This is a genomic window from Ruegeria sp. BC7 (genome assembly GCF_056539165.1).
Window position 1 is genome coordinate 196123 of sequence record NZ_JBQFUL010000004.1, and the last position, 13207, is coordinate 209329.

A 13207-nucleotide genomic window follows, 5' to 3' on the forward strand; every position below is an offset into this window, starting at 1 on the left:
GATGATCCGCCCAATTTTGAAGGAGCAGCCCGTGCGCGACCACGACCAGTCCCTTTGGCAAAAGACCTGCCGCGAACGGGTTGAAAGCACCGTGCTGACAGAGACTCTGACTGTCGATCTTGCGGTGATTGGCGGGGGATATACAGGCTGCGCGGCGGCGCTGACAGCAGCGCGCGCAGGGGCGTCGGTTTGTTTGCTTGAAGCGCAAGAGATCGGGCATGGCGGATCAGGCCGCAATGTGGGTCTGGCCAATGCCGGATTGTGGCTGCCGCCCGAGGATATCCGGGCGCATCTGGGGGCCGAGTCGGGGGATCGCCTGATTAACCTACTTGCTGCCGCACCTGCCGATGTCTTTGACTTGATCGAGCGGCACGCGATTGATTGCGAACCTGTGCACAACGGAACCCTGCATTGCGCCCATTCCGGGGCGGGTTTGAAAGACCTGCAAAATCGCTACGCGCAGCAACGCGCGGTGGGTGCGCCGGTTGAGTTGTTATCCGCAGAACAAACGCACCAACGTACAGGCAGCGCGGCCTTCCACGGATCCCTATTTGACCCACGGGCCGGAACCATTCAGCCGCTGGGCTATGTACGAGGGCTTGCAAGGGCCGCGTGCGAGGCCGGGGCGCAGGTTTTCACCCGCAGCCCGGTTCAGTCGCTGACACGTCACGGTGACATCTGGGTACTTGAAACGGAACGAGGCTCGGTGCGGGCCAAGGCCGTGATTCAGGCCACAAACGCCTATCATCAAGGCCTTGCGGCTTCGGCACCGGCTTATGTCCCCGTCTACTATTTCCAGTTTTCCACCGCCCCTTTGTCGGACAACTTGCGCGCCAGCATTTTGCCCGATGGTGAAGGGTGTTGGGATACTGGCCTGATCATGACCTCGTTCCGCGTCGATCAGGATGGCCGGTTCATTATCGGTGCGATGGGTGACCTTGCTCATGCAGGGGGTGGGGCACACCGGCGTTGGATCAAGCGCAAACTGGCTGAACTGTACCCGCAACTGTCCGACCAGCCGCTGATCGAGGGGTGGCACGGGCGGATCGCGATGACCTCTGATCATATCCCCAAGATCACCGAGATTGGCCCTAATGCACTTTCTGTTCATGGGTATTCCGGGCGCGGTATCGGGCCGGGAACCGTGTTTGGCCGGTTGGTTGCTGAAAGCCTGTTGCGCGATGATCCTGATCTTTTGCCAGTCCCCTCGGTGTCGGACTATCGCGAAAGCTGGACCGGTCTGCGCCGCGCCTATTTTGAAACCGGCGCGGCGCTGACCCATTTTGTCAAAGCACGGTTCTGAACTCAGACCGACCGGGTAATACCGCCGTCAACGCGAATGTTCTGGCCCGTGATGTACCCGCCGCCTTCGGAGGCAAGCAGAGCAACGACCGAGGCGATCTCATCATAGCTGCGCCCATATCGGCCCAAAGGAATGCGCGCGCGGAAGTCCTCGTTTTCGGGCAGGCTGTCGATAAATCCGGGCAGGACGTTGTTCATGCGGATATTGTCGGCGGCGTATTTGTCCGAAAACAGTTTGGTGAAAGCGGCAAGGCCCGCGCGGAACACGCCCGAGGTCGGAAACACGGGGTCAGGCTCGAACGCGGCAAATGTTGAGATGTTAATGATCGAGCCTCCGCCTTGCGCCTGCATGATCGGCGTCACCAGCCGTGTTGGTCGGACGGCGTTCATGAAATACACATCCATTCCCGTTTTCCAGTCGTCATCGGTCAGGTCCAGAATGGGCGCTCGCGGCCCGTGCCCCGCCGAATTTACAAGCACATCAATGCGCCCCCAATGGGCCATGGCTGCATCGACAAGTTTCTGAAGATCGTCTGTCGATTGGTTCGAGCCGGTCACGCCGACCCCGCCCAGTTCATGCGCCAATGCCTCGCCTTTGCCCGACGAGGACAGGATGCCCACTTTGAAACCGTCCGCGGCCAAGCGGCGGGCGGAGTCTGCCCCCATGCCGCTGCCGCCTGCCGTAATAAGCGCTACTTTCGTCATCTCAAGTCTCCGATGTCTGATGTCCTAAAGATGCGCTCTGACCGGCGGTTTGACCAATCAGTTCTTCTGACTCTATGCTGTAGAAAAACTACAGGATAGGCCGATGGCTGCTTTACCTCCACTGAACGCGCTCCGCGCCTTTGAATCTGCGGCCCGGCACTTGAATTTCCGGCTTGCCGCCGAAGAGCTCGGCGTCACTCAGGGTGCCGTGGCACAACAGGTTCGTGGGCTTGAAGCGCGACTGGCAGAAAAGCTGTTTGAACGCCTGCCGCGCGGCCTTGCGCTGACCGAGGCAGGCCGACGTTTTCACGCGCCGCTGCGCAGGGCGTTCCGGCTGATCGAAGAAGCCGTGGATGAATTGTCCAGCGAGCGGCAGGTTGTTGTTTCTGTCACACCGAGCTTCGCTTCAAAATGGCTGGTGCCGCGTTTGCCAAATCTGACAGACAGGCACCCAGAGATCACGGTCAAAATCGACGCTCGGGAACGGCTGGCGGATTTCAAGGGTGACGGCGTGGACATTGCAGTGCGGCAGGGACGGGCACCATTTGGGCCCGATTTGACATCAACCCCATTGTTTTCAAGTGCGTTCGTGCCGGTTTGCAGTCCCGAACTGGCGCGGCAAATCACACGGCCAGCGGACCTTTTGGACCACGTTCTTCTGAACGATACGCATGGGTTATGGCCGTTGTTTCTTGAGCGTCTCGGTCTGGCTGGCAAGCCAAGGATGATGAGCTTTAGCCAGACGAGTCTGGCCATTGACGCCGCGGCCTCGGGGCAGGGGATTGCGCTGGCCCAAGAGCCTCTGGTCGCGTCCGAGCTATCTGCGGGGAGGCTAGTACGACCTCTGCCGGATGTTCTTATCGAAGACCTTGGGTTTCATGTGGTCATTCCCAAAAAGCCGCGATACCCCGAATTGGTAGCGATGATGAAAGAGTGGCTGCTGTCTCAGCCCTGAAGGGTCGCGGCTATGGTTTCTATTCTTCCACGCAGCCAGCGATGTGCGGGATCGTTGGCAAACCTCTGATGCCAGACCATGTAGATCGAGACCGGTTCGCAGTGAAACGGCAAAGGCGCGCAATCCAGCGCGGCAAGAGGGCCGCGCTTCATCAATGCCGTGTCGGTTGATATCAGATCGCTTCCTTTCACAAACGAAGGGATGGCGTTGAAGTGGGGCAGTGTCACCGTGGCCGGCCTGATCTGGCTTTGATCCACACCCCGCATGACCGCACGCGAACTGCGCCCATCGGTAAACCGCACCTCGACATGTTCGGCTTTGCAGTAGGATGTCCAACTGTCGGGCGGGGCGCGTCGATTGCCGTCGAAGTAGATCATCAACGGGCTCTTGAGCAGGCGTTTCTGGAATATGTCTGGCCCGTCTGGTGGTAGGGGAGACAGCATCAACTGGCATCGATCACTGCGCAACAGATCCGGGTCAGGTACACCGGAAGGGATGAAGCCAAGCCTCAGCCTGACGCCTTCCGCACGTAAGGTATGCATCAGTTCGGGAAAGATCAGCTCGCGCGGCATGTCGTTTGTGGCGATCTGGATGTGCATTTCCTCGGACAGCGGATCGAAGGGTCGATCGTCGGTCAGGGCGCGCATTCCATCCAGCACGCGCTGCACCGGGTCTTTCAAGGACAGCGCCCGCTCGGTCGGGGTCAGTCCTTGACCGGAGCGGACGAACAAAGGGTCGCCCAAAACGTGCCGCAGCTTGGCCAGCGTATGGCTGATCGCTGACTGGGTCACACCCAGCCGGTCAGCAGCCTTGGAAACCGAGTTTTCATCAAGGATCGTGAGAAAGACGCGCAAGACTTTGCCGTCCAGATCAGTAAAATCAATTTTGCTCATGCCGACTATGATTATTCATGAATGGATTGGAGGTCCATGACGCATTAGGTGACTGGTAGGAAACAGGAGGCGCGCGATGGGGATCCGCTTTTTCTCGGATAAGAACAGGCCGGTCCATTTGGGGCCGTTCCCGCTAGAGCGGTTGGCCCGGCAGACCGCGATGCCTGATCTGTCTGGGGTCCGTCAGATGCCGGTTCTCAGTTTCCACCGTCCTGATCGGCCTGAAAGTATCGTGAATGCGATGGGAGAGTTTCAGGCGATGATGGATGCGATCCGCGACGGGTTCGTGAACCCGGTGCCGTCCGAGATACCCGTAGATCCCACAGATCGTGCTAACCATCTGAAAGCGTTCGGGTATTTCAACGATGCCTCGATGACGGGCTGCGGCCCGCTGCCCGCCGAAGCTTTGCTGCCCGAACCCCGCCGCAACCCCGATATTGACCGTCTGGCTCATGCGTTGAAAACGCGTCAGACCAAGACGCTGGCCTCGGGCATTGACCTGATCATGGCCGATCTGAAAGAAAGCATGGAGGCCGAGCCGCGCCCAATGGACCGGCATCGTCACGCCATTGTCTTTCTGTACGAGCACAATCGCGATCCCGATCCGAACGAACCCGGCGCGGATTGGATCACGGATGCGCAGGACCACCGCGCTTGTCTGCTGGCCACCGAGAACGCGGTGGTTATCGCCAATTATATCCGCATTCTGGGGTTTGATGCTCGGGCGCACACGGTCATGTCGTCCGAGGTCGATTTGGGCAAGTTGGCGGTCGCTGCCGGGCTTGGCTCGGTCGAGGATGGTGAGGTTATTGTACCGTGGCTGGGCAAACGGTTTGGGCTGGCGGCCGTGACGACCGAGATGGAGATCGCGCACGACCGGCCTTTGGTGCCGATGGCGCAGCAGCCGTGGTTTCGCACCCAAGGTCCGGCATGGTGGCTTGGCGCGGGGTTTGCCAAGAACGCGCTGAACCGCGATCCGTATGCCAGGCGGCACTATGTGGATGGGGCGCATCCGTTTGAAAAACTCAAGAGGGTCGACGCGCCCACCACGTATATTGACGAAGAAAACGTCGCCCGCGTCCCTAAACGCGCCGACATGTTTGCGCGGGCGCAATTCGGCGATATGGGGAAAAACCTGCAAGACGCGGCGAAAGGCGGCTACTACGTGCGCAAAGCGGCCCCCAGTTTTGCACAACGCCGTGCGCTGGGCGCGTTTGTGTTGTTGCAGGATGGAGAGAGTGCTGACACCCCACCCCCGACGGACGCCGCGCGGAACGCTGCGAATATCAAGGCGGCCACGTACTTTTTAGGGGCGGATGCGGTGGGCCTTAGCCGCTGCCCCGAATGGGCGTGGTATTCCCATGATGCGACGGGGGAAGAGATCACACCGCCCCACGATCAGGCCATCAGCATGATCATCGACCAGGGCTATGAAACGATGGAGGGTGCCAGCGGCGATGACTGGATCAGCGTCGCGCAGTCGATGCGCGCCTATCTGCGGTTCTCGCTGTTGGGCGGAGTGATCGCGCAGCAGATCCGTAACCTCGGCTACAAGGCCCGCGCGCATACGGTGATGGATGGCGAGGTGCTGCAACCGCCTCTCTTGTTGCTGTCCGGGTTGGGTGAGGTCAGCCGGATCGGAGAGGTCATTCTGAACCCCTATCTTGGGCCGCGTCTAAAGTCCGGCGCGGTGACCACAGATATGCCGATGGCGCATGACAAGCCGATTGATTTCGGCCTGCAGACCTTTTGCGAAAGCTGCAATAAATGCGCCCGCGAATGCCCCTCGGGTGCGATCACCGCCGGGCCAAAGCTGATGTTCAACGGCTATGAGATATGGAAGTCCGACAGCCAGAAATGCGCCACCTACCGCGTAACCACGCCGGGCGGCGCAATGTGCGGGCGGTGCATGAAGACCTGCCCGTGGAACCTTGAGGGGATTTTCAAGGAACGCCCCTTCCGCTGGGCTGCGATGAACATCCCCCAAGCTGCGCCTGCGTTGGCGAAACTGGACGACACTGTCGGCAACGGCGGCCTGAACGACATCAAGAAATGGTGGTGGGACATCGAATTGCAATCGGACGGCGCGTATCGCCCGACCCAGCATCCGTTGAACCGGCGCGACCTGCAAACCGATCTTGACTTGAAGTATGAGGACCAGACGCTTGCGGTTTATCCCGCATATCTTGCGCCGCATCCCTGGCCCTATCCCTTTGCCATGGACCGTGAGGCCGGGATCGCCGCGTATCAGGCGATGGTGACTGCCGATGAATACAAGGCGCGCAAGGCGGCGGGCGATCTGTCCGTGATCCACCGCTACGCGATCGCTGGCGATGCCCCGGTGATGCGCGTTGAACTGACCAAAGTCGGTAAGATGACGGCGGATGTGACCAAGTACGAGTTTTCGACACTGGACGGCTCTCCCTTGCCGGAATGGACGGCGGGCGCGCATCTGGACGTGCTGGTCGCGCCGGAATTCCTGCGGCAGTATTCCATGTCCGGCGATCCGGCAGATCGCGCCACCTATCAAATCGGTGTGCTGCGTGAGGATGACGGGCGCGGCGGCTCGGCCCTGTTGCACCGGATTTTCAACGAGGGGCGCAAGGTCTTCATCTCGAAGCCCATCAACCATTTTGAACTGGATGAGGGCGCGACCAAAACATTTCTGATGGGCGGCGGGATCGGCATCACGCCTATGATCGCCTTTGCCCACCGGCTGCACGCCTTAGGCAAACCGTTCGAGCTGCACTACTCTGCCAGCACCCGCGCCGCGGCTGGGTATCTGGAGGACTTGGCAGTGATGCCTTGGGCGGATCGTGTGCATTATCACTTTTCAGACGAAGGTACGCGCGCCGATCTGGATGCGATCCTGTCTGGCTATCAGGACGGCTGGCATGTCTATACCTGCGGACCGGACCGATACATGGATGGGGTTGTGCAGGCGGCGGAGCGTCAGGGCTTTCCCGAGGACGCGCGGCATCTGGAGTATTTCTCGGTCCCTGAGCAGCCGGAATACGAGAATCACGCCTTCACCCTGAAACTGGCGAAATCGGGCCGCGAACTGACAGTGCCCGCCGACAAGGACGCCGCGCAGGTGCTGAATGAGGCGGGTGTTCACGTGGATGTGAAATGCGCTGACGGCATTTGCGGTGTCTGCAAATGCGGCGTGATCTCGGGCGAGGTCGAGCACCGAGATTTCGTTCTGTCCAACAAGCAGCGCGAGGGGGCTATCATTCTTTGCCAAAGCCGCGCCGCGCAACCGGACGGTGTGATCGAGATCGACCTCTGACCAGAGGTTCAGAAACGACATTTTGAATCGCGAAAATTGGTCGTTCCAGCCATGGACGCGGGGGCAGTGCTGCACTAACGTCCCCTGCGAACCCCAGTGAACCCTGATCAACAGGTGCGAGGTATTTTCATGGATTATCACAGCCCCGCCAGTTTTGCCGAGGCGTCGGCTCTGGCCGCAAAAGCTACCGGCGTCACCCGCTTTTTGGCTGGTGGAACAGATGTTCTGGTGCAGTTGCGCTCGGAACTGGTCACGCCTGACACGCTGATCGACATCAAAAAGATCGACGGTGTCAGCGACATCACCCGCAACACCGATGGAAGCTGGACGCTGGGTGTAGCCGCCACTGGTGCCGAAATGAGCGAACACCCCGAGCTTGGCCGTGACTGGCCCGGCGTGGTTGAGGCGATGGATCTGATCGGGTCCACGCAGGTGCAGGGCCGCGCGACGCTGACCGGCAACCTGTGCAACGGCTCTCCGGCAGCGGATTCGGTGCCTGCGATGGTTGCGGCAGGTGTGACAGTGACGGTCACCGGCCCCGAAGGTGAGCGCGAAGTGGCTGTTGAAGACATCCCCACTGGCCCCGGCAAGACGTCGCTGGCTAAGGGCGAGGTGATCTCAGCTGTGAATGTCCCGGCGCGCGGACACAACGCGGGCGATGCCTATCTACGGTTCATCCCGCGCACGGAAATGGACATCGCCGTGGTCGGCGTTGGCGTCAGCCTGCGACTGGATGGCGACACCGTGACCCAGGCCCGCGTGTCACTGGGCGCGGTCGCGCCGACCGTCCTGCTGGTTGACGATTGCGCCGAAGCCATCATCGGCAGCACGCTGGACGACGCCGCGCTGGATGCGCTGGCGACGGCGGCATCGGCCGCCTGCAATCCGATTGACGACAAACGCGGCACGATCGCATTCCGCACCGAGGTCGCTGGCGTTCTGGCCAAGCGCGCCGCCAAAATCGCCTATGCCCGCGCGAAGGGAGAGAAAGCATGAGCAAGCTCCACGTATCCACCACCGTAAACGGGGACGAGGTCGATTTTCTGTGCGACCCGCGTGAAACCCTGCTGGATTGTCTGCGCGACAAGCTGAACCTGACCGGCGCGAAAGAGGGCTGCGGCACCGGCGATTGCGGCGCGTGTTCGGTCACTGTGGATGGCCGTCTGGTCTGCTCCTGCCTGATGCTGGGGGCTGAGGCCGAGGGCAAGCAGATCGAAACCGTCGAGGGTATTGCAGATGGTGACGTGCTGCATCCGCTGCAGCAGAAGTTCATCGAACATGCCGCCCTGCAATGCGGCATCTGCACGCCGGGCATTCTGGTGGCGGCCAAGTCGCTGCTTGAGAAAAACCCCAACCCGACCGAGGAAGAAACCCGGTACTGGCTGGCTGGTAATCTGTGCCGCTGCACCGGTTATGACAAGATCATTCGCGCCGTCATGGAAACGGCAGAAGAATTGCGGGAGGCGTCGTAATGGCTCTGGACGATCGTAAAACGGAATTCACCTTTGTCGGCACCCGCCCGAACCGCCCGGACGGTTTGGACAAGGTGACGGGTCGCGCCAAGTTCGGCGCGGATATGTCGGCACCTGGGATGTTGCACGGCGCCATTCTGCGCTCGCCTCACGCCCATGCGCGGATCGTGAAGATCGACACGTCCAAAGCCGAGGCATCGAAGGACGTCAAAGCCGTCGTCACCCGCGCCGATTTCGCCGAAGTACCGTTCATGCCCGGTCTGGAAGGTGAATTCTGGAATGTGCTGGAAAACGTCATGGCGGGTGAAAAGGCGCTCTATGATGGTCACGCGGTTGCGGCTGTCGCGGCGACGTCTGCTCTGGCGGCGCGCGACGCGCTGAAACTGATCGAGGTCGAGTACGAGGTTCTGCCCCACGTCACTGACGTGGACAAGGCGATGGCCCCGGACGCGCCAGTCATTCGCGAAGGGGCGGCGGATTATTCCGTGCCCGAGGGGATGCACCCGAACGTCGTGCGCTATCACGAAAGCGGCCATGGCGATGTCGAGGCCGGGTTTGCCGAGGCCGATCTGGTGATCGAAGACAGTTTCGTTACCGAGGCGACCCATCAGGGCTATATCGAACCGCACGCCTGTCTGGGGATGCTGGGCAATGACGGCAAGGGTGAGTTGTGGTGCACGACCCAGGGCCACTGGATCGCGCAGAAAACCTGTGCCGCGCTTTTGGGCATCGAAACCTCGCAACTGCGCGTCACCGCGTCCGAGATTGGTGGCGGTTTCGGCGGCAAGACAACGGTATTCATCGAACCTGTCGCGCTGGCGCTCAGCCGCAAGGCTAACCGGCCGGTCAAGGTTGTGATGACCCGGTCCGAGGTGTTCCGGGCGACCGGCCCGACCTCTTCGGCGTCAATGGATATCAAGATCGGGATGAAAAAGGACGGCACGATCTCTGCCGCGCAGGGTGTATTCCGCTTGCAGGGCGGGGCGTTTCCGGGTGCGCCCGGCGACATGACCGCCATGTGCGCCTTTGCGCCTTACAACCTGACCAACGTCAAGCAGATCGGCTATGACGTTATGGCCAACCGTCCGAAGCAGGCGGCCTACCGCGCGCCTGGTGCGCCAATGGGTGCGTTTGCCGTCGAATCTGTGATTGACGAGCTGTGCAAAAAGCTGGGTTTGGACCCGGTCGACGTGCGCCTGAAAAACGCAGCCCACGAAGGAACCAAGGCCAGCTATGGCCCGCGCTATCAGCGGATCGGTCTGGTTGAAACGCTGGAAGCAGCCAAGGCGCATCCGCATTACTCGGCCCCGCTGAAACCGGGGCAGGGGCGCGGGATTTCCTGCGGGTTCTGGTTCAACCACGGTGGTGAGACAAGCGTGTCTCTGGCCCTGTCCGAGGACGGCTCAGCCCAGTTGATGGTGGGGACGCCCGATATTGGCGGCTCGCGCGCGTCGATGGCGCTGATGGCGGCCGAGGTGCTGGGCATTGCCTATGAAAATATCCGTGTGACAATCGCGGATACGGCGACGCTGGGCTATAATGACGTCAGCCACGGCTCGCGCGTGACCTATGCGTCGGGTCTGGCGACAATCAAAGCGGCCAGACATGCGGTTGAGAAACTGAGCCAACGCGCGGCGGCCAAGTGGGGCATCCCGGTGGACGCGGTAAAGTGGGAAAACGGCTGCGCTGTTCCGTCCGGCCCCAATGCCGGAGATTTCGATCCAATGCCGCTGGCTGATATCACGGCCAATATGGGCAGCACCGGGGGGCCGATCTCGGGCCATTTCGAGGCCACGCCCGAAGGTGCAGGCGTATCCTTCGGTACGCATATTGTGGATGCCGAGGTTGACCCGGAAACGGGTAAGACCAGTATCACCCGCTACACGGTCATTCAGGACGCGGGCAAGGCCATCCACCCGACCTATGTGGAAGGTCAGTACCAAGGCGGTGCCGCGCAAGGCATCGGCTGGGCACTGAACGAGGAATATGTCTATGGCGAGGATGGTCGGTTGCAGAATTCGATCTTCCTTGACTACCGTATCCCCGTCGCCAGCGACCTGCCCATGATCGACACGGTGATTGTCGAAGTCCCCAACCCCGGTCACCCGTTCGGTGTGCGCGGAGTGGGCGAGACAGGCATCGTGCCGCCTCTGGCCGCTATCGCCAATGCGGTATCGCATGCGGCAGGTGTGCGGATGAAGCAACTGCCGATGTCGCCGCCACGCATTCTGGCTGCGCTCAAGGACAATGGTTGAGGTTCACCTCTGGTCCGGTCTCCGGTCTCTGACCGGGGGCCAGCAGGTGGTTGAGGTCGACGCCAAAACCACGGGGGAGCTGTTGCAGGAACTGGTGCGGCTACATCCTCAGCTTCAGGGGCCGATTGATGCCGGCGTGTCCATCGCCATTGACGGCCGCGTCGTGGCCAGCGGCCTGACCGAGCCGATCCCGGAAGGCAGCGAAATCTATCTGATGCAAAGGCTTAGGGGCGGTTAGCCCTTCGGCGACCACGGCTCGCGCCCGACCATCCGATCAGCTTCGGCAGTGATGTCGTTCATGTGTTTCTCAAGGCTGAGGCGCAGCGCTTCGATCTGGTCTTCTGTCGCCTTGCGTGGAACGGGATCGGTCCATTCGCGACACAAAAAGACGCCTTCGTTCCGCCACGGGCGTGGCATCAGAAGGCGATCCCAGGTTCCGGCCTCGCTGCCGTGTTTGGCCGAGAACGTGATGCCAAAGACCCGTTTGCCCGAGGTGCGCGCCCAGACCAGGGGAACGGTCGAGGACACGCGTTCAGGCCCACGCGGGCCATCGGCGGCAATACCGATCGAGATGCCCTCTTTTATCTTTCCAAGAACTTCACGCGATAAGGCGACGTGGCGCTTGTGGCTGGACATGGCAATCGTGTCCATGCCGAACAGTTTCTGTACCCGGCCTACCATGCTGCCTGCGCGGGCTGCCGAGGTGATCGAACAGATGCGGCCCTTGTCCAACGGGAAGAAATAGGGCGATTGCGTCAGTCGCTGATGCCACAGGACAACGATGACCGGTTCGCCCTGCTCGACCAGTTGGTCCAACTCTTCGTACCCGATGCGCTGCCACTTGGTATTGCGGTTGACCATACGGATATAACTCGCAATACGCCGTGCGGCCCAGTTCAGGACGGCTTCGCTGTCGGCAATTTTCTTGCGGAGGTTCACGTCAGGCGTCCTTCTGTTGGCGAAAACGTGTCTTATAGAACTCAACGCCGCGCGCAACTTGTTTGTGGAATACACAACAGTGGCTAAATCTGAAAAAGCCTCTTGAGTCCGCCGCGCGGCTGGCATATCTGGGGCGCACCTTAGGGGTATAGCTCAGTTGGTAGAGCGACGGTCTCCAAAACCGTAGGTCGCGGGTTCGAGCCCTGCTGCCCCTGCCATTTAAAATCAATGACTTAGCCGGCGAATTTTCTTGAGGTTGTAGCGTAGTTTACACCTCGTTTTACAGTTTTGTTCGCGAATCCTCCTTCGGTCACTGCCGGTGTTACGACATTTGCTATTTTTCACTTCTACAAAATCGAAGCTATGAAGTGTTTGTTGATCGCCAATAGTTGTTTTGGTTATGGCGCGCTTGAGGGAATCTTGCCTGACACCAGTTGTGCTAAAGAATTAGAACAAAATGGGAACTTTGTTGTTGCCAGTGACAGAGTTACTTGCTACAAAAACTTGGTCACATTGGGTTGTGACTTTTCAGCTAAACTCAGCGGGCCTTTGGGTCCGCTTTTCTTTTTCCGGCGTGTGGCAAGTCGTTGGCCAGTAGCATTGCCCAAGCCCACTCACGTCCGATTTGTGTTCAGTTGCGTTTTTCTCTTTGTGGGCTTTGCGGTTTACAGAAGTTCTCTAAGTCATTGAATATCCGATCAGTAAAACCAACCCTGCGCTACAAAATTGTCGTTGTAAATCAAGGAAAAGCCATGGTCTCTAAAACCGTAGGTCGCGGGTTCGAACCCTGCTGCCCCTGCCATTTCTCTCAAAATCTCTGGTAAGCCTGCTCTGCTCAAGCCGCAGCATTTCGGCCGCGATTTCTGTATTCTTGGCAAACCAAGTATTGTTGTCCCCGTTATTGATAAGTTTGAGCCGCTTTGGGGGCAATTCATGCGTATTTTCTTTAAGCAAAGCCTTGTGGCGTTCTGGTTCGTATGGTGGGCCTTTGCTTTTCTTACGGACTTTATCGGTGGCCTCGAGCTGCTGGGGTACACATCTACGCCCTGGTTCGATGGGCACAACTACCCATTCCTGGAAAAAACACTTGAACAGTTCGGAGCGACTCCGGCCGTGGATATCGCCCTTTTTGTCGGTATCATTATCTGGGCTTTGATTTCGGCCCTGCTATTTTTGATAGCGGCTGCAACGCCTTATGAGAACAAAGGGCTATGGATCAAACGTGTTGATACGGCCTTTGTGGTGTCTATCGGCCTGTGGCTGGCGTTCTTTCTGTCCGACCAGACGGTGATGAAATTCGACCTTGAAGAAAACCACATGGTTCAGGGCGGTTTTCAGCTTTTGTGTTACCTGACGATTCATCTGCTGCCGGATTGAGGTAAAATTCCGCGGAGTGC

At 59.6% G+C, this 13207-nt stretch carries 11 protein-coding genes and 1 tRNA gene; 9 read left to right on the top strand and 3 right to left on the bottom strand.

Annotated features, from left to right (window positions below):
- The first annotated feature begins 31 nt into the window (after positions 1-31).
- Positions 32-1303, top strand: a complete 1272-nt coding sequence (locus ACR0KS_RS13375) for an NAD(P)/FAD-dependent oxidoreductase (RefSeq protein WP_480693237.1) — start codon at positions 32-34, stop codon at positions 1301-1303.
- A 2-nt stretch (positions 1304-1305) separates the two neighbouring features.
- Here the strand turns inward: ACR0KS_RS13375 and ACR0KS_RS13380 are convergent, their stop codons facing one another.
- A complete protein-coding gene (locus ACR0KS_RS13380; protein WP_170566381.1) occupies positions 1306-2007 on the bottom strand; it encodes an SDR family oxidoreductase in 702 nt (233 codons plus the stop codon).
- A 103-nt stretch (positions 2008-2110) separates the two neighbouring features.
- Between ACR0KS_RS13380 and ACR0KS_RS13385 the strand changes: the two genes are divergently transcribed.
- Positions 2111-2962 (top strand): LysR substrate-binding domain-containing protein, encoded by an 852-nt coding sequence (locus tag ACR0KS_RS13385; protein WP_170566383.1) that lies wholly within the window; start codon positions 2111-2113, stop codon positions 2960-2962.
- Here the strand turns inward: ACR0KS_RS13385 and ACR0KS_RS13390 are convergent.
- On the bottom strand, positions 2953-3855 hold the full coding sequence (locus tag ACR0KS_RS13390; RefSeq protein ID WP_170566386.1) for a LysR family transcriptional regulator: 903 nt from the start codon (positions 3853-3855) through the stop codon (positions 2953-2955). The two genes, ACR0KS_RS13385 and ACR0KS_RS13390, sit on opposite strands and share 10 nt — an antisense overlap.
- A 76-nt stretch (positions 3856-3931) precedes the next feature.
- Between ACR0KS_RS13390 and ACR0KS_RS13395 the strand changes: the two genes are divergently transcribed.
- From ACR0KS_RS13395 to ACR0KS_RS13415, 5 genes are all read left to right on the top strand, one after another.
- On the top strand, positions 3932-7144 hold the full coding sequence (locus tag ACR0KS_RS13395; RefSeq protein ID WP_170566390.1) for a reductive dehalogenase: 3213 nt from the start codon (positions 3932-3934) through the stop codon (positions 7142-7144).
- A 129-nt stretch (positions 7145-7273) separates the two neighbouring features.
- Entirely contained in the window at positions 7274-8140 is an 867-nt protein-coding gene (locus tag ACR0KS_RS13400; protein ID WP_170566393.1) for an FAD binding domain-containing protein, read from the top strand.
- On the top strand, positions 8137-8616 hold the full coding sequence (locus ACR0KS_RS13405) for a (2Fe-2S)-binding protein (RefSeq protein WP_170385330.1): 480 nt from the start codon (positions 8137-8139) through the stop codon (positions 8614-8616). Before ACR0KS_RS13400 ends, ACR0KS_RS13405 begins: the two co-directional genes overlap by 4 nt.
- The gene (locus tag ACR0KS_RS13410) at positions 8616-10871 is read left to right on the top strand and encodes a xanthine dehydrogenase family protein molybdopterin-binding subunit (protein WP_170566396.1); all 2256 of its coding nucleotides are present in this window, start codon (positions 8616-8618) and stop codon (positions 10869-10871) included. The genes ACR0KS_RS13405 and ACR0KS_RS13410 overlap by 1 nt, the downstream gene beginning before the upstream one ends.
- The gene (locus tag ACR0KS_RS13415) at positions 10864-11109 is read left to right on the top strand and encodes a MoaD/ThiS family protein (RefSeq protein WP_170385336.1); all 246 of its coding nucleotides are present in this window, start codon (positions 10864-10866) and stop codon (positions 11107-11109) included. The genes ACR0KS_RS13410 and ACR0KS_RS13415 overlap by 8 nt, the downstream gene beginning before the upstream one ends.
- Here the strand turns inward: ACR0KS_RS13415 and ACR0KS_RS13420 are convergent.
- Positions 11106-11810 carry a DUF374 domain-containing protein gene (locus tag ACR0KS_RS13420; protein ID WP_170566400.1) on the bottom strand — a complete coding sequence of 235 codons (705 nt, stop codon included), beginning with the start codon at positions 11808-11810 and terminating at the stop codon, positions 11106-11108. The genes ACR0KS_RS13415 and ACR0KS_RS13420 overlap by 4 nt on opposite strands.
- Positions 11811-11952: 142 nt before the next feature.
- On the opposite strand from ACR0KS_RS13420, the gene ACR0KS_RS13425 reads away from it, so the two are divergent.
- A tRNA-Trp gene (locus ACR0KS_RS13425) sits at positions 11953-12028 on the top strand.
- 715 nt (positions 12029-12743) lie between these two features.
- Positions 12744-13187: a hypothetical protein gene (locus ACR0KS_RS13430; protein ID WP_170566403.1), complete on the top strand. Its 444-nt coding sequence runs from the start codon at positions 12744-12746 to the stop codon at positions 13185-13187.
- The last annotated feature ends 20 nt before the right edge of the window (positions 13188-13207 follow it).